Below are 15,422 nucleotides of genomic sequence, written 5' to 3'. Positions count from 1 at the left end.
GCGTCTAAAAGCCCAGCTCGCGTTGTAGCTTTTTCGTCAAACCCGCCGCGACCAGATGATAGCTATCGCGGATGTAGGACTTTAAGTCCTCATCGGACAAAGTCTCATCGCTAAAACATTGAATCCACTTCATCCCGCGCGAGGCGAGATAGGGCGCAGGCCGACAGCCCGGAGCGTCGCGCAAGATCTCATAGCCCATATCGGAGACTTTAAATGTCACCGCCATGCGGCCGGGGGCAACATCACGATCCCAACCGCCAATGGCGAACAGTTTACCGCCGATCTTCCAAACATCCGCATCGCCCCATTGCACCACATGTGTGGCGTGAGGCAAGCTTTGACAGAAGGCGTTATACTCATCTTGGGTCATGGGGCGAGGATAGGTCAGGACGTGAACAGAGAAAAGCTTTTCTTGTCGTCAGATGCCTTAAGCGTCAGGGATGACAAATCGTGGATTGCCAGATGCGTGCCGCATCGGCAATGACGAAAGGGGATGCGATCGCCCTCCATACTCGTCATGCCCGATGAGCACAGCTCATCTGGGCATCCATGAATTAAGGTTTAAATCCTCAGACGCGTGCCGCGTCGGAGATAACAAAGCGTATATTGTCATCCCGGCCCTGAGCCGGGATCTGTTGTGTTATCTGGCAAGGCTTATAGATCCCGGGTCGCACTTCGTTTGCCCGGGATGACAGCGGCCATTCTATTCAAAACCGCCCCCTCCGGCCGTACCGGCCACCTCCCCCGCTTCGCAGGGGAGGATAACGCTCACCATGTCACCTTTAATCCCGCGCGGCGACTTCAACCTCGCGCAAGACGCGCATCAGATTACCGCCCCAGATTTTGGCAATATCGACTTCGGAATAACCCCGGCGGACCAACTCGGCCGTCACCGCAGGGGTTTCGGCCGCATTCATCCAGCCGCCGATCCCGCCGCCGCCATCAAAGTCCGAGGCGATGCCGACATGGTCGATCCCGGCGACTTGCACGGCATGGTCGATATGGTCGACAAAGTCTGAAATCGTAGCCGAGCCATATTGCGCGTGCAGCGCCTCCATACGGGTCGTCAAGGCAAAGCGTTGCTGATCAGTGATTGCGGCGCGCGCCTCGCGCGTTTCCAGACCCATCTCCGCCAAAACCGCCTCTTGCGCACTGGCCAGTTCGGGATGGTTGGCCTTCACATAGCTGCGCAGCGCCACCATTTGCGCGACGCCATTGACATCGCGAATAATCTCTAATTGTTCATCGGAAAGATTACGCGGATGATCGAGGACCGCTTTGACGCCAGAATGCGACGCGATAATCGGCGCACGCGACAGCTCAGCGGCCTGGCGCATGGTCAAGGGGCCGCCGTGGGAAACATCAACCATAATGCCATAATCATTCAGCGCACGGACCAGTTCGCGGCCCAGATCGGTAAGGCCTGGATCTTCGGGCTCATCCCCGGCGGCGAGATTGGGGTTAGAGCTGCCGCCAAACTGGTTATTGCCGAAATGCGTCATGGAGATATAGCGCACGCCGCGCGCCGCCCACATCGGCACATCATCAACGCTTAAGCCCAGCGGATAAGGGTTTTCAATCCCGATCAGCGCCACTTTACGGCCCGTGGCATGGATCGCCTCAATCTCATCAGCCGTGCGTGCCAGGGCGATTTGATCGGGATAGGATCGGATCATGCGATCAATCGCCTGATAGCTCGCCTCCGCATGGGCGCGCGCTTGGGCAAGACCGTCCGCATCCAGCGGACCTTGCCCGGTATAAATAATGAAAAACGCCGCATCCAAGCCACCGGCGCGCATTTTCGGTAAATCAACCTGGGCCGAGGTCATCTGGCCGGGATCGAGCACATAGGTCGCATAATTGCGCCCAATATCGACATGGGTATCCAGGGTCAAAACCCGCTCATGCAGGGCGCGCACTTCAGGGCTGATCGCCCCATCCAGAGCCGCAGTCTGCGCGCTGATCATCATGAGCGCCGCACTGGCCGTCATCAGTAAAATAGACATGGGGCCTCCCTCCCGTGTTATAGGGTTACGCAGTGTAAGGAGCCTACACACCTTGGCAAGCACGTATAATTCTTCAGGTTTTTCAATGCACAAGCCATTCACATCGCAAAAAGCTTTGTGGATCTGCAATTTTCAACTTGCTTTTCTCAGTTACTTTAAATTATAAAGTTCTTGTCGGAAGCAATTACCTTGCAAAAAGGAGAGAGACATGGTTGGTTTACATTTGGCAATGGCGGCAAGCGCGGTTTTGGGTCTGGGTGCGATGATCAATAGCCCGGCCAATGTCAGCTTGGATCTTTACGGCGTGAAAGATCGCCCAGGGCAATTATGCGTGCAAATTCAAACTGAAGAACAATTCATGACCCGCGATGCTATCGCCGGGGCGTGCCATGAACAGGTTGAAGGCGATGTGGCCCATTTCGATTTTGATCTGGCCCCGGGCCGCTATGCCCTGTCGGTCTGGCATGATGACAATGAAAACGGCGTCTTTGATCGCGGCGATTATGGCATGCCGCTGGATGGTTGGGCGATGATTGGCGGGGCGGGCCTGCGCTCTGCGCCAAGTTTTGCGCACAACAGCTTCACCGTGACCGAAGACGGCGCTCAAATCGACGAATACATGATCTATGGCCGCTAAAGGCTGATGCTCTGCGCTTCACCAAAGGGGGAAGCGCAGAGCGGCCCAAATCCTGCAACGCCGCGCGCAATCACCTTAGAAGGGGCGCATGGCCATGTCATTTTGGTTCACTCCAGTTCGCGGAACTCTGTTTGATCGCAGCAATAATTTTACTGCGATCCGGATTGGATTGGCCAGTTGGGTCGTGCTTGCCCACGCGGTCTTGCTGGTCATGGGCTATCCCTATCGCGGCACAATCCCGGTTGCGATTGACACGATTGTGCAATGGGCGCTCGATGGCTTTTTCATTCTGTCAGGCTATATGCTCTGTGCCAGCTTGATGCGCTCCACCGATATGAAGCGCTATGCGGGGGCGCGGATTTTACGGATCTTCCCCGGCCTGATCGCCGCAATCATCCTCATGTGGCTGGTCATCGCCCCGGTTTTCCACCCGCAAGGACTGTTGGGTCTGATGTCTGAGGACGGATTTTGGACCTTTCCGGCCGTGATCCTGGGCCAGATTGATCCGCTGGCCGCCCTGCCCGGTGTCTTCCAAGACAGTACTGTGCCCGCCGCCAATGGTTCACTTTGGACCATCCGCTATGAGCTTTTATGCTATTTGATCGCCGGTATTGCGGCGAGCCTGGGGCTGTTCCGGGCCAAATGGGGCGTGGGTGTGATGGCACTGGGCGCGGTCGCGCTCTCGCTCCTCAATTCTCATGAAGGGTATCAAGGCCCCGGCGCAGGCACGATTTTCGCCGCCACCCGCTTTGGCGGAGCCTTCATGGTGGGCGCAGCCTTTTATGCGTTCAAAGATCATATCCGCCTCAGCCCCTTATGGGCGCTGATCGCGCTGTGTATCGCCTTTATCCTGGCCCCCACCCAGGCCGGTATGATCACCAGCCAGATCGCCATCGCCTTCGTCCTGTTAATCGCCGGTTATGTGCGCCTGCCGGGCACCTTCGGCCATCAGCTGCGCGAGGTCGAGGATGTCTCCTACGGGCTTTATATCCTGCACTTCCCGCTGGGCCATGTACTATTGAGCCTGCAGCCCGATCTCAGCTGGCCGGTTCTATTCGCGCAAATGTGGGCCAGCGCCCTGATCACCGGCTGGATCCTGCGCGTTACGATCGAAAAACCCGCCATGGGCCTGATGGCCTGGGTGACACCCAAGCGTGCGCGCCAGGGTGAAACGTTACAGCCCAACGCCCCGACCCGCGCGCCGGTTTATTCCGCTCAACCGTGATGGGCTTGGCTGTCGCGCGGGGCTTCCTCGCGCGCACTCATGCCATAATCGCGCACGACCTGAGCCACTCGCAGGCGATAATCGGTAAAGATCTCAGCGCGGCCCCGGTTCTGCGCCGCGCGGTGAGGCGATAGATTGCGCCAGCGCTCTACCGACGCTTCATCGCGCCAAAACGATAGCGACAGATAACGCCCCGGCCGGGCCAAGCTTTCAAAGCGCTCGATCGAGATAAAGCCCTCTATCGTTTCCAGCTCGGCCTTCAGGCTCTGCGCGATGGCCAAATAGTCCTCGACTTTACCCTCACGCGGTTCCAACTCAAAAATCACCGCCAACATTTACGCCTCCACCTCGCTTAAGAATGTACGCGTCTCGCGCAGGATAAAGCGCTTATCCTGGGCAAAGGCAAAATTCTCCGCGCCCGCCGCATCGCGCTTCAAGCGCGCGCGATAGGCTTCATACGCGGCCAGGCTCTCAAACCTGATCAGCCCCATCGCACCATCATTGCTCCCCTCATGAGGCAGGAAATAGCCCAGCAAATCCCCCCCGCAGACCGGAATAATCTTCAGCCAATGCTGGGCATAGGCCCGAAACGCTTCGATCTGGAACGGATCAATCTGGTAGTCTATACGGCATATAATCGTCACTATGGTCTCTCCAAATTTTGAGTGAACCCACGTTTAGGCCCTCACCGGCCCTTATGCTTCGATAGGGATCGTATTATGCGCCTTGGCCCTGATATCGCCCGGATCGCCAGCCTGATCGGGGATCCCGCCCGCGCCAATATGCTCAGCGCCTTGATGAGCGGTATGGCTTTAAGCGCCAGTGAATTGGCCGAAGAGGCCGGGATTACCCGCCAGACCGCAACCAGTCATTTAAAACAGCTCGAAGCGGCCCATCTCATCACCATCGTTAAACAGGGCCGCCATCGCTATGCCCGGCTGGCCCATGATGAGGTGGGCGAAACGTTGGAGCGCCTGCTCGCCCTCGCCTATACGCTGGGCCATACCCGCACCCGGCCTGGACCTAAAGATCCCCATTTGCGCCATGCGCGCATTTGCTATGATCATCTGGCGGGCGCGCGCGGGGTGTGTGTGATGGAAAGCTGTGTACAGCGCGGCTTTCTCAGCCTTGCACGCGATGGTGAGCTGAGCCTAACCCCAGAGGGGGCGGACTTTTTCACCGCGCTGGGCCTGAATATCACCCAGCTGAGCACTCAGCGCCGCGCGCTGTGCCGATCGTGTCTGGATTGGAGTGAGCGCCGCTTTCACCTGGCCGGTGGCCTGGGTGCGGGCCTGCTAACCCATATGAAGGATCACGCCTGGCTGCGCCAGCGCCGCGATAGCCGCATCCTTGATGTCACCCCCAAGGGTGAGCTGGAAATTGGGAAGCACTTTCCCGAGCAATAAAAAAGCCGGAGTTTTACTCACCCTGTCATCCCGGCGCTAAGCCGGGATCTGTTGAGGCAAATGGCAAGGGTCATAGATCCCGGATCGCGCTCACGCTTGTCCGGGATGACAGCTTTTAAATTGAAGCTTCCTCGCTCACGCTGCGGGCGCGCATTTGCGCTTGCGGCCCGTTGGGCCGAATGTCCTATCGCCTATTGAGGACCTGTGCTCCCCTGCGTGCGGGGGAGCTGTCAGCGCAGCTGACTGAGGGGGCAAGCGCTACACTTTCTCACAAACGCCCCCTCCGGTCCTGACGGACCACCTCCCCCGCTTCGCAGGGGAGGGCAAAGCCCCTTACGGACGGAAGGGATCTTGCATCAAGATCACGTCATCACGCTCAGGCGAGGTGGAGAGCATGGCGACGGGCGCTTCGATCAATTCCTCGATCCGGCGCACATATTTGACGGCCGCGGCAGGCAGATCGGCCCAAGAGCGTGCGCCCTGGGTTGAAGCCTCCCAGCCTTCCATGATTTCATAGATCGGCTCGATCTTGGCTTGCGCCTCTTTACCGGCGGGAAGGCGCTGTAAACGCTCCCCATCCAGCTTATAGCCCACACAGACTTTCAGCTCAGGAAAACCGTCAAGCACGTCGAGCTTGGTCAGTGCGATGCCGTCCAAGCCGTTGACGCGTACAGATTGGCGCACCAGAACCGCATCAAACCAGCCACACCGGCGCTTACGTCCTGTGACGACGCCAAATTCATGGCCGCGCTCACCCAGGCGCTGACCCATCGCATCATGCAGCTCGGTCGGGAAAGGCCCTTCCCCCACGCGTGTAGTATAGGCCTTTACGATGCCCAGCGAATAGCCGACCTTGCCCGGACCAACGCCCGTACCGGCAGAGGCTTGGCCCGCGACGGTGTTGGAGGAGGTGACGAAGGGATAGGTGCCATGATCGACATCCAGCATAGTGCCCTGGGCCCCTTCAAACAGGATATGCTTGCCCGCCTTCATGGCGCGATCAAGGGTGCGCCAAACCGGATCGGCATAGGGCAGAATTTTCGGCGCGATCTCTAACAAGGCCTGAACCAAGTCTTCGGCCTGATATTCGTCCTGACCATAGCCACGACGCAGCGCATTATGGTGATGGAGCAGATCTTGAACCCGCGCGCGCAGTGCCGCTTCGTCCGCCAGATCAATCACGCGCACCGCACGCCGCCCGACCTTATCTTCATAAGCTGGGCCAATACCGCGCCGCGTGGTGCCGATCTTCATGCCGTCATCACGGTTTTCGCGCAGCGCATCCAGATCACGGTGCACCGGCAGGATCAAGGTCGCGCTTTCGGCAACCTTGACCAGATCGGAGGTAATGTTCACGCCCTGAGCGCGGACTTTCTCGATCTCTTCGATGAAGGCCCAGGGATCAACCACCACGCCATTACCGATAACCGACAGCTTACCCTGCACGACGCCGGATGGCATCAAGGAAAGCTTATACGTCACCCCATCCACGACCAGGGTATGGCCCGCATTATGACCGCCTTGAAAGCGCGCAACGACATCGGCGCGATTGGACAGCCAGTCCACAATCTTACCTTTGCCTTCATCGCCCCACTGGGCCCCGACAACCACCACATTGGCCATGGTATTGCTCCGTATCGCCTTAGAAATCTGCGACTGGATTAGCGCTCCTTGGGCGTTGGGGCAAGATAATGCGCCAGCCATCCACAGCCTTCATGAAAATTGTGTGTCAGTAAAACCATGGAAAGCAGTTGATTTTTGAACCGATTCAAAAACCTACTAGGACTAGACAGCCCTTTGCAATCTTGGCACAGGCTTGTTTTTTAGCGCTTCAGGCCGAATATGACGCACCCAACGCCCAATCCTAATCTGCCTACACTGGACCATCGCGCGTATTTAGATGGCCTGCGCGCGTGGGCGATTGTCCCTGTGGTGTTATTTCACGCCTTTCCTGATTATGTATCCGGCGGTTTTATTGGCGTTGATGTCTTCTTTGTTATTTCAGGCTTTCTGATTACTCAGATCCTGTTAAAACAAGCCGATCAAGGAAGGCTTTCCTATTGGTCTTTTCTGACCAAGCGGGTACGCCGTTTGTGGGCCAGCTTTGCGCTGATTGCCTTTGTCACTACGGCCTTTGCCTGGATTGCCTATTCGCCGGCGCGCCTGATGGATCAGATTTTGGCCCTGGTCAGCGCCTTTGGCCTCTCCTCGAACTGGTATTTCTTCGCCACCAGCGATTACTTTAATCCTCAGCTGCATAATCATTTACTGCTGCACACCTGGTCATTGGGGGTGGAGGAGCAGTTCTATCTGTTTTACCCCCTGGTGATTGTGGGGGTGGCGCGCCTGAAATGGCCTTTAGGGCTAAGCTTAGCGGCGGTGTGGCTCCTCTCACTGAGTTTGAGCCTTTATGATGCGCTGGCGGGCCATTTCGAAGGCTCGTTCTTTGCCACGCATTTACGCGCGTGGGAGCTGTTAAGCGGCGCACTACTGGGCCTTGCAGCCCATCGCGGCTTAATCGCGCGCGCTTTTGCCAATTTCAAAGACCATCCCCTGTTTCAAGGCTTGATCCTCAACAGCTTGGCCGGGGTCGGGCTCATGCTCATTGTGGTCTCCAGCTTTGCCTATAATGAACAGATGCGCTTTCCCGGTTATGGCGCGGTGCTGCCGGTTCTGGGATGTGGACTGGTTTTGATCGCGGGTGAGCTTTTCCACCTCTGGAACACTAAAAGCCTCGTTCTAAACCTAACCTGTTTACCTTCCCCGGCGCGTTATATCGGACGGGTCTCCTATAGCTGGTATCTGTGGCATTGGCCGATTTTGGTGATGCTGGGCAGTCTGATTTATGATCCGACAGACACCGAAATCCTGATCGCGGTAATCCTATCCTTTGCCCTGGCCTGCGCGGCCTTCCACGGTGTGGAGCAGCCCATTCGCCTACGCCGCATTCTTGCCGATCAAGTCCACCTTCTGGTCAGCGCGGCCGTAACAACATCTCTTTTTCTGGGCTTAAGCTTGATGGTAATTGAAGGCCAAGGCCTTCCTCAGCGCATCCCGGTTGAGGCCAGAGACGCGCTTGCCACCGGGCCGGACCCACGCGGCGCGGACAAAATCTGCCTCAGCGCCGGTGACTTTTCTATCCGTCACAACCTTCCTCGCCCTCAAGGTGATCTCGCCCAGATGGAGGTCTGCGCCCTGGGGCGCGATCATGACCAAGCACTGGATTTCATCCTATGGGGTGATAGCCATGCTGGGGCCTTAGAAGGAGCGATCCTGGCCGAAGCGCATCGGCGAGCGATCTTCGGGGCTTCCCTCACCCTGGGGGCCTGCCCGCCGGTTCTGGGCGGAGGCTGGTCCGGATTATCGCCCCAAAGCCTGCACGCCTGCGCGCGCCATAATGATAACGCCGCGCGTCTGATCACGTTGTGGCAACCGCGAACAACTTTGATGGTCGGCCATTGGGATGTTTATGCCCGTCGTCCCGATATGAAACCGGGCAAATTCCGCAAAAGCCCTAGCCAACTGACCAGCGCAATCCCTGCGCAGATCGCGACCGATGATTTTGGCCGCACGATGGAAAGCGCCATCCGCACCGTATCTGCCTCTACCCAAATTCATGTCTTACTGGATGTCCCGACCCATGATTTTTCGGTGCCTGAGGCCGTCTCATTCCAAGCCATTTGGCCTTGGCTGCCTGCGCCCGCCTGGATCAGCCGCGATGACCAAATCCTAAAGCGTAGCCAATATGTGCCGCTGTTTGAAAATCTGGCCCAAGAAGGCTTGATTGCGGTTGATGATCCCTTGGACACTTTTTGTCCTGATACGCATTGCCTAGGCGCAAATCAAGGCCAGCCGCTTTTCTATGATGCCTATCACCTCAATGACAAAGGCGGCGATCTAGTGATCACCGCCTTGCCACATTTGCTACCTTATCCAGTGAAACCGGCGGACTTAACGACCGAACCGATAGCCGAGCCGTAAGCCCAGCTCATCAAAGCCTTGATTTCGGCCAGAGGCGAGGATTTGACCATGGGAATGGTGTTCCCAGAACACACCCACCCGCCATTGATCATTCAAAGCATAATCCGCGCCCAGACTGGTGCGGAACAGAACGCGTGAGCCCAACAAGGCTCGGTTCTCCTTCAGATAAATCGCACGCTGGGGATCATCATCAGGAATATTCAAATACCCATCATGGATGGACAAGCCAAAGCTGGCCTCCAGATCCAGACGCTCACTGACGCCCCAATTCCACGCCAAACCAGACGCCAACCAATTGGTATTGCCCTGGGTTGAGATCGAAGCCTGTAGATATGGACGCGGGCTATAAGCCCATTTCAAGACATCAGGACTGGCGAACAAACCCTCTAAAGTGATCTGGGGTCCATCTTCACTATGATCGCTGAGATCATGAGCTGCAACGCCAACACGAAACTCTTCCAAGCCGCTCTCAGCCCACGCCGAGCTCGCGCCCAAGCTGATGGCCAGCAGGCTAACACCCCAAAACACTTTCATTGCACGCCCCTAAGGTTAACACGAAATCCAATGTACGAAGATTTGTTCGTTTAACCAGTATTATCTGCAATATTAATTTACACCGCGTTGGCCTTCATCTCCTCAAACGCCCAATCGAGCCACGGCCCCAGGGCGGTCAAATCATCGGCATCAACCGTCGGACCGCACCAGATGCGAAACCCGGCGGGCGCTTTAGGGTGAGGGATGATATCATAAGCGGCCTCTTCACGTTCTAACACGTGCGCGATTTTACGCGACAACTCCCATTGCGCGGCTTGATCCAAACCCTCAACCGCATGAGCGGCATATTTCAAAGTGACTGAGGTTTCAGAACGCGTTGCCGGATCATGCGCCAGATACTCGATCCAATCGGTTTTTTGCACCCAGGCATCCAGCGCAGCAGCATTGGCCTTTGTCCGCGCAATCAGGGCCGAAACCCCGCCCTCGCGCGCGCCCCAATTGAGCGCATCAATATAATCCTCGGTACACATCAAGGACGGGGTATTGATGGTGGAACCTTCATAGATTTTCGCCGTCTCATCGCCAGCTTCAAACCATTGTAGAATGCGCGGCACAGGCCAGCTGGGGCGAAACTCACGTAGACGTTGGCGCGCGCGCGGCGAAAGTATGGCAATGCCGTGCTGGGCTTCGCCGCCCATGCATTTCTGCCAAGAGAAGGTGGTGATATCGAGCTTTGACCACGGCAAATCCATCGCGAAGGCCGCTGAGGTGGCGTCGCAGAAGGTTAAGCCTTCACGATCATCCGCGATCCAATCCCCATTGGCGATTTTGACCCCCGACGCGGTCGCATTCCAGGTGAAGATGACATCATGATCAAAATTAACCTGACTATAATCGGGTGCCGAACCATAGGGCGCATCAAACGTGCGCAGCCCCTGGGGCTTTAATTCCTCAACCGCATCAATCAGCCAGCGCCGACCAAATTCATCGGTCGCGAACACATCGACTGGGCGCCCGCCCAGCATCGACCACATCGCACCTTCCATGGCCCCGGTATCAGAAGCCGGGGTGATGAAAACCTTATAATCATCAGGAATTTCCAACAAAGCGCCGGTTTGCTCGATCGCTTGGGCCAAGCGAATTTTGGGGATACCCCCGCGATGGGTGCGCCCTAAAGGGGCACCGGCCAACGCCTCCCAACTCCAGCCCGGGCGTTTTTTGGTCGGACCACAAGAAAAACGCCCATCGGCCGGACGCATAACAGGTTTCAAGCTCATGGTTGTTCCCCTCATTTTTTGTGTGCAGGTGCGAAGTGACGCTCATCTTGGGCTTAAACCTTTGTCTGTGTCTAGACAATTTCTACCTTTGTCTAACACCCCCCTTTTCTCTCGCTAAATTCGCGCTTTAGCGCTATGCATTCACCCATGAGGGGATTTCGCGAAAGCATTCAGATCGGCTTTTTGGCCTGCGCGCTCGGGCTAGGCGCGTGCGCCAGTCCCAATACCCATCGTCCTTCATACGACTTAGATGCGGAAAATAATGAAGCTGAGTTTCAAGCTGAACTGGCCACGCAACACCTGTTTGAGACCCAATATCGCTTACAGTATCTGGGGTGGCAGCTGAGCCTGGCCAACGCGCCGCTGTGTGCGCATACCCGGTTTGAAGCCGGTTGGATGGTCTCCACACGTACAGACTGGCCCAGCGCGTTGCGCGGTTCGGCCTATACCTTATTCAATGTCGATCAAAATCCGCGCATTCTGGCGGTCTTTGCAGATAGCCCCGCAGCGCACGCAGATCTGCGCCCTGGCGATCGTTTCGTCGCCATCAATGGCCATTATGTCGACACCGGGCGTATTCGTCTTGATCGCCAGATCCATCTAGCCCTGGCGCGCGCATCGCGTGCAGGGCGCCTCGATCTCCTCATGGAACGCGATGGGGAAAGCATAGCGCGCTCCATCCCCCTAGATGCAGTTTGCGATCAAGACTTTAGAATTCACCCCAGCATGGAAATCGGGGCCTTCACCGATGGCCAAACCCTTCATATCACCCAAGGCATGATGATGTTTGCGCGCAACGATGAAGACCTGGCCTTCGTCCTGGGCCATGAAATGGCTCATGGTAGTGAAGGCCATATTGATGCCAAACGATTAAACCGCTGGGCAGGCACTTTGGCGGGCTTTGCCCTGGATGGGGCTTTATTGGCCAGCGGCTTAAACACCGGAGGGCTATTTACCGAAACCGGCTATGCCACAGGGGCCGAAGCCTATTCCCAAGAGTTCGAAGAAGAAGCCGATTATGTCGGCTTGTATTATGCCGCCCGCGCGGGATTTAATCTGGATACGGCGCGCGATTTCTGGCGACGCCTGGGCGCGCAAATGCCTGAGACCCTGTTAAAAGGGGCCACGCATCCCACATCCCCGCGTCGATTAGTGCTGATGGACGCCACACGCGCTGAGATCTATGCCAAACTCAACGCCGGAGATGTTTTAGAGCCGAACCGCCAGCCCCAAACCCCGCCAGCCCAGGACGATCCGTCATGACGCAATCTTATCGTGAGAGGTTCGATATCCCCGCCGATATCGCCTATTTCAACGCCGCCCAGATCGGTCCGATTTCCCTTGAAACCCAGCGCGCCGGTGAAGCGGCCTATCGCGATAAGACCCAGCCCTGGGCCCTGCCCGCCTCAACCTATTTCTTTGATCGCCCAGAGGCTTTGCGCGCAGAGGCCGCCAAGCTCTTTCAATCCAGCGCAGACCATATCGCCCTGGTACCCGCGGCCTCCTATGGTCTTGCGGTCGCGGCGAACAATATCCCCCTTCGCGCTGGGCAAGACATCCTCCTGCTGGGCGAGCAATTTCCGTCTAATGTCTATATCTGGCAAAAGCTTGCAGCCAAAACCGGCGCGCGCATTGTCACTGTTGAGCGCGCAAAGGGGCAAAGCTGGAGCGAGGCCCTACTGCCTCATATTGGCCCCCAGACCGGGCTGTTATCCTGTGCGCAGGTCCATTGGCTCGATGGTGGCCAGGTTGATGTCTACGCCATCGGTAAGGCCCTCAAAGCCCACGGCGCAGCCTTTGTGTTGGACTTGACCCAATCTCTGGGCGTTCTTCCGATTGATATTCATGCCTGTCAGGCTGATTTCGCCGTGGCGGTGGGCTATAAATGGATGCTGGGCCCTTATGGTCTGGGCTATCTCTATGGCGGGCACGCGCATCTAGAGGGCGAAGCCCTGGAAGAAAACTGGATCGCGCGTGAAGGCGCGCAAAATCTGGCGGGCCTCATCGATTATAAACCGGGATATGAGCCTGGCGCGCGCCGCTATGATGTGGGTGAACGCTCCCATCTTCAGCTGGTTCCTGCAGCGATCACTGCCCTAAAAGCCCTGAATGATATTAGCATTCAAGCGATTAGCGACCAGCTGGGCGCGTATAATCGCCACCTGATCGAAGACGTGACGGCTTTAGGCCTTGTCAGTGATGTTCCTGATCGCGCGCCGCATTATCTCGCCCTTAGCCTGCCGGAGCGCGCGCCGAAAAATCTCGTCGAGCGGTTAAAAGCCGATCAGGTTTTCGTGTCCCAGCGCGGCCCGCGCCTTCGCATCAGTGCCCATCTTTACAATACCGATCAGGACCGCCAGCACCTGGTCGACAGCTTGGCCCGACACCTGTCATGACATCCTCCACACCCGCAAAAGAGGCCTATCTGGGTCTCGCCGCCATTATCCTGATGTGGGGCACATCCTTTGCCGCGATCAAAATCGCCCTAACCTCCACCCCCATCTGGGGGGTAGTGCTGATCCGTTTGATCATTGGGGCCATCGTCCTGACCGGCTGGGCGCTCTATCGCGGGCGGCGCTTTCCTCCGCTCAAAGATAAGCGTTGGTTATGGTTCTTGGTCCTGGGCTTTATGGGCTATACCCTGCCCTTCTTCCTGATCACGACCGGTCAAACCCATGTCAGTTCAGGCCTTGCGGGGATTTTGATCGGGGCGATGCCCATCGCCACCGTTGCTCTTGCCCATTTTTTCGTACCCGGTGAAGGCATGACGGGGCAGAAGCTGATCGGGTTTTTAATTGGCTTTGCCGGTGTGATCATGGTGATCGGGCCTTCGGCGCTGCGCGATCTAGGCGGGGAGCATTTCCTGTCTCAATTGATGATTTTCGGCGCGGCCCTCGCCTATGCCAGCAATGTCATCATTGCCCGCCTGGCACCAGAAACCCCGCCCAGCGTCGCTGGGGCGGGCATGCTGATCGGCGCGGTGATATGGGCTCTGCCGCTGGGTATCTGGCAAATCTCACAGATGGACGCGCTGGCTCATCTTGATGCCAGCTTGTGCATTCTGTGGCTGGGATTGGTCCCGACCGGAATTGCCTCTGTGATCTATATGCAACTTATCCGTACGGCAGGGCCCAGTTTCTTCTCTCAGGTCAATTACTTCGTGCCGGTGATGGCGGCCCTCATTGGCGTCGCCATGGGCGAACCTTTGGGCTGGAGCGCCTTCATCGCGCTCGGCGTGATTTTGGCAGGGGTTTGGATCGCCAAACGCCCCGCCAAAGCCACAACACCTTAAGACTTCATCATATCGCCCAAACCGGCGAAGGGGTTATGCATGCCTTCGGGGGACGCGTTGGCACTGGGGGCTGCGCCCTCCTCACCCTCACCGCGCAGGGGCCAGAAGGCATCAATCGGGCCATTACCCTGACCCAGGTCTGGGGCATGCAGAATGGCTTCATGAACATAATCGCCCGCATCTTCTACGGCCTGATCCAGCGGCAGGCCCTGTGCCATCAGGCCCGCAATCGCACTGGCCAAGGTACAGCCCGTGCCATGGGTGTGTTTCGTTTTAATGCGGCTGCGCGTGAACAGCCGCATGCCATTACGGGTCACCAACACATCAAAGACTTGTTCCGTATCCAGATGCGCGCCTTTGATCAAAGCCGCCCAAGCCCCCATTTTTAAAAGCGCTTCACCGGCGGCGCGCTGATCATCAAGATCTTCGATCTTAATCCCGGTCAGAACCTCGGCTTCAGGAATATTGGGCGTCACCAGGAAGGCGTGGGGTATCAGTTCGGTTTTCACCGCCTCAATCGCATCTTCATCCAACAGGCGCGATCCCGAGGTCGCCACCATCACCGGATCGACAATTGCGGGGATGTCATCGTGCGCCGCGATCAATGCCGCCACGGCCGAAACAATCGCTTTATTGGCCAGCATGCCGGTCTTGATGACGTCCGCGCCAATATCATTGAGACAGGCTTCGGCCTGGCCAGTAATGATCTCCACCGGGGGCAGATGCACCGCACTGACCCCGGTGGTGTTTTGCACCGTCAAGGCCGTGATCGCCGTCATCGCATACCCGCCCATCATGGAGATGGCCTTGATGTCGGCCTGAATGCCCGCCCCGCCCGAACTGTCCGATCCGGCAATCACCAAGACCCGCCCCTTGGGCTCTGGGATCTCGAAATCTGTGCTGTCCATAGCCTCAGGGGATGTGCTCATCATGTGCCTCCAGCGCGATAAATATATCACACAGAGCGGTCGTGCGACTTTTTCGCAGACTTTACTCTGGTATGATCGGAACTATGGGCGTAAATCTTGTTTCCCACACGATCAAGACCATCATCCAGCTTTCTTTTGGGAGGCCGCGGCCAGCTCCATGTCCAAGTCCTAAAT

General features: G+C 57.2%; 15 protein-coding genes. 7 read left to right on the top strand and 8 right to left on the bottom strand.

Annotation, left to right across the window (positions count from 1 at the left end):
• Positions 1–4: 4 nt before the first annotated feature.
• Both H151_RS0107520 and H151_RS0107515 read right to left on the bottom strand, forming a co-directional pair.
• Entirely contained in the window at positions 5–370 is a 366-nt protein-coding gene (locus H151_RS0107520; protein WP_019961040.1) for an MmcQ/YjbR family DNA-binding protein, read from the bottom strand.
• Between the two features lie 412 nt (positions 371–782).
• Positions 783–2,006, bottom strand: coding sequence for a dipeptidase (locus tag H151_RS0107515; RefSeq protein WP_019961039.1), 1,224 nt, complete (start codon positions 2,004–2,006; stop codon positions 783–785).
• 208 nt (positions 2,007–2,214) lie between these two features.
• Here H151_RS0107515 and H151_RS0107510 point away from each other — a divergent pair, with 208 nt between their 5' ends.
• Together H151_RS0107510 and H151_RS0107505 are read left to right on the top strand one after the other, a co-directional pair.
• Complete coding sequence (locus tag H151_RS0107510; RefSeq protein ID WP_019961038.1) at positions 2,215–2,643, top strand: DUF2141 domain-containing protein; 429 nt, start codon at positions 2,215–2,217, stop codon at positions 2,641–2,643.
• A gap of 88 nt (positions 2,644–2,731) precedes the next feature.
• Positions 2,732–3,868 (top strand): acyltransferase family protein, encoded by a 1,137-nt coding sequence (locus tag H151_RS0107505; RefSeq protein ID WP_019961037.1) that lies wholly within the window; start codon positions 2,732–2,734, stop codon positions 3,866–3,868.
• Here H151_RS0107505 and H151_RS0107500 read toward each other — a convergent pair.
• Both H151_RS0107500 and H151_RS0107495 read right to left on the bottom strand, forming a co-directional pair.
• Complete coding sequence (locus H151_RS0107500) at positions 3,859–4,203, bottom strand: antibiotic biosynthesis monooxygenase family protein (RefSeq protein ID WP_019961036.1); 345 nt, start codon at positions 4,201–4,203, stop codon at positions 3,859–3,861. The genes H151_RS0107505 and H151_RS0107500 overlap by 10 nt on opposite strands.
• On the bottom strand, positions 4,204–4,512 hold the full coding sequence (locus tag H151_RS0107495; RefSeq protein ID WP_019961035.1) for an NIPSNAP family protein: 309 nt from the start codon (positions 4,510–4,512) through the stop codon (positions 4,204–4,206).
• 75 nt (positions 4,513–4,587) lie between these two features.
• Between H151_RS0107495 and H151_RS0107490 the strand changes: the two genes are divergently transcribed.
• Positions 4,588–5,274 carry an ArsR/SmtB family transcription factor gene (locus H151_RS0107490; protein ID WP_019961034.1) on the top strand — a complete coding sequence of 229 codons (687 nt, stop codon included), beginning with the start codon at positions 4,588–4,590 and terminating at the stop codon, positions 5,272–5,274.
• A 333-nt stretch (positions 5,275–5,607) separates the two neighbouring features.
• On the opposite strand, the gene H151_RS0107485 is transcribed toward H151_RS0107490, so the two are convergent.
• Positions 5,608–6,897 (bottom strand): adenylosuccinate synthase, encoded by a 1,290-nt coding sequence (locus tag H151_RS0107485; protein WP_019961033.1) that lies wholly within the window; start codon positions 6,895–6,897, stop codon positions 5,608–5,610.
• Between the two features lie 219 nt (positions 6,898–7,116).
• On the opposite strand from H151_RS0107485, the gene H151_RS0107480 reads away from it, so the two are divergent.
• The gene (locus tag H151_RS0107480; RefSeq protein ID WP_019961032.1) at positions 7,117–9,255 is read left to right on the top strand and encodes an acyltransferase family protein; all 2,139 of its coding nucleotides are present in this window, start codon (positions 7,117–7,119) and stop codon (positions 9,253–9,255) included.
• On the opposite strand, the gene H151_RS0107475 is transcribed toward H151_RS0107480, so the two are convergent.
• Positions 9,226–9,789, bottom strand: coding sequence for an acyloxyacyl hydrolase (locus H151_RS0107475; RefSeq protein WP_019961031.1), 564 nt, complete (start codon positions 9,787–9,789; stop codon positions 9,226–9,228). The two genes, H151_RS0107480 and H151_RS0107475, sit on opposite strands and share 30 nt — an antisense overlap.
• 77 nt (positions 9,790–9,866) lie before the next feature.
• On the bottom strand, positions 9,867–11,027 hold the full coding sequence (locus H151_RS0107470) for a phosphoserine transaminase (RefSeq protein ID WP_019961030.1): 1,161 nt from the start codon (positions 11,025–11,027) through the stop codon (positions 9,867–9,869).
• A 147-nt stretch (positions 11,028–11,174) separates the two neighbouring features.
• Here H151_RS0107470 and H151_RS0107465 point away from each other — a divergent pair, with 147 nt between their 5' ends.
• The 3 genes from H151_RS0107465 to H151_RS0107455 are packed head-to-tail and all read left to right on the top strand — an operon-like array spanning position 11,175 to position 14,319.
• Entirely contained in the window at positions 11,175–12,290 is a 1,116-nt protein-coding gene (locus tag H151_RS0107465; RefSeq protein WP_019961029.1) for a M48 family metallopeptidase, read from the top strand.
• On the top strand, positions 12,287–13,423 hold the full coding sequence (locus tag H151_RS0107460; protein ID WP_019961028.1) for an aminotransferase class V-fold PLP-dependent enzyme: 1,137 nt from the start codon (positions 12,287–12,289) through the stop codon (positions 13,421–13,423). The genes H151_RS0107465 and H151_RS0107460 overlap by 4 nt, the downstream gene beginning before the upstream one ends.
• The gene (locus H151_RS0107455; protein ID WP_019961027.1) at positions 13,420–14,319 is read left to right on the top strand and encodes a DMT family transporter; all 900 of its coding nucleotides are present in this window, start codon (positions 13,420–13,422) and stop codon (positions 14,317–14,319) included. Before H151_RS0107460 ends, H151_RS0107455 begins: the two co-directional genes overlap by 4 nt.
• Here the strand turns inward: H151_RS0107455 and thiD are convergent.
• Positions 14,316–15,248 (bottom strand): bifunctional hydroxymethylpyrimidine kinase/phosphomethylpyrimidine kinase, encoded by a 933-nt coding sequence (gene thiD / locus H151_RS15835; protein WP_156823413.1) that lies wholly within the window; start codon positions 15,246–15,248, stop codon positions 14,316–14,318. The genes H151_RS0107455 and thiD overlap by 4 nt on opposite strands.
• Positions 15,249–15,422 lie beyond the last annotated feature (174 nt).

Source organism: Woodsholea maritima DSM 17123 (genome assembly GCF_000382325.1).
Classification (GTDB): domain Bacteria; phylum Pseudomonadota; class Alphaproteobacteria; order Caulobacterales; family Maricaulaceae; genus Woodsholea; species Woodsholea maritima.
The sequence above is the reverse complement of the archived record's forward strand: the minus strand, read 5'-3'. Positions and strand labels throughout refer to the sequence as shown.

Bases quoted from the DNA above. Each gene is read 5' to 3' on its own strand.
- H151_RS0107510 (WP_019961038.1), top strand. From the start codon at position 2,215: ATGGTTGGTTTACATTTGGCAATGGCGGCAAGCGCGGTTTTGGGTCTG.
- H151_RS0107455 (WP_019961027.1), top strand. From the start codon at position 13,420: ATGACATCCTCCACACCCGCAAAAGAGGCCTATCTGGGTCTCGCCGCC.
- H151_RS0107500 (WP_019961036.1), bottom strand. From the start codon at position 4,203: ATGTTGGCGGTGATTTTTGAGTTGGAACCGCGTGAGGGTAAAGTCGAG.
- H151_RS0107465 (WP_019961029.1), top strand. From the start codon at position 11,175: ATGAGGGGATTTCGCGAAAGCATTCAGATCGGCTTTTTGGCCTGCGCG.
- H151_RS0107470 (WP_019961030.1), bottom strand. From the start codon at position 11,027: ATGAGCTTGAAACCTGTTATGCGTCCGGCCGATGGGCGTTTTTCTTGT.
- H151_RS0107505 (WP_019961037.1), top strand. From the start codon at position 2,732: ATGGCCATGTCATTTTGGTTCACTCCAGTTCGCGGAACTCTGTTTGAT.
- H151_RS0107485 (WP_019961033.1), bottom strand. From the start codon at position 6,897: ATGGCCAATGTGGTGGTTGTCGGGGCCCAGTGGGGCGATGAAGGCAAA.
- H151_RS0107520 (WP_019961040.1), bottom strand. From the start codon at position 370: ATGACCCAAGATGAGTATAACGCCTTCTGTCAAAGCTTGCCTCACGCC.
- H151_RS0107480 (WP_019961032.1), top strand. From the start codon at position 7,117: ATGACGCACCCAACGCCCAATCCTAATCTGCCTACACTGGACCATCGC.
- H151_RS0107460 (WP_019961028.1), top strand. From the start codon at position 12,287: ATGACGCAATCTTATCGTGAGAGGTTCGATATCCCCGCCGATATCGCC.
- H151_RS0107475 (WP_019961031.1), bottom strand. From the start codon at position 9,789: ATGAAAGTGTTTTGGGGTGTTAGCCTGCTGGCCATCAGCTTGGGCGCG.
- thiD (WP_156823413.1), bottom strand. From the start codon at position 15,248: ATGAGCACATCCCCTGAGGCTATGGACAGCACAGATTTCGAGATCCCA.
- H151_RS0107490 (WP_019961034.1), top strand. From the start codon at position 4,588: ATGCGCCTTGGCCCTGATATCGCCCGGATCGCCAGCCTGATCGGGGAT.
- H151_RS0107515 (WP_019961039.1), bottom strand. From the start codon at position 2,006: ATGTCTATTTTACTGATGACGGCCAGTGCGGCGCTCATGATGATCAGC.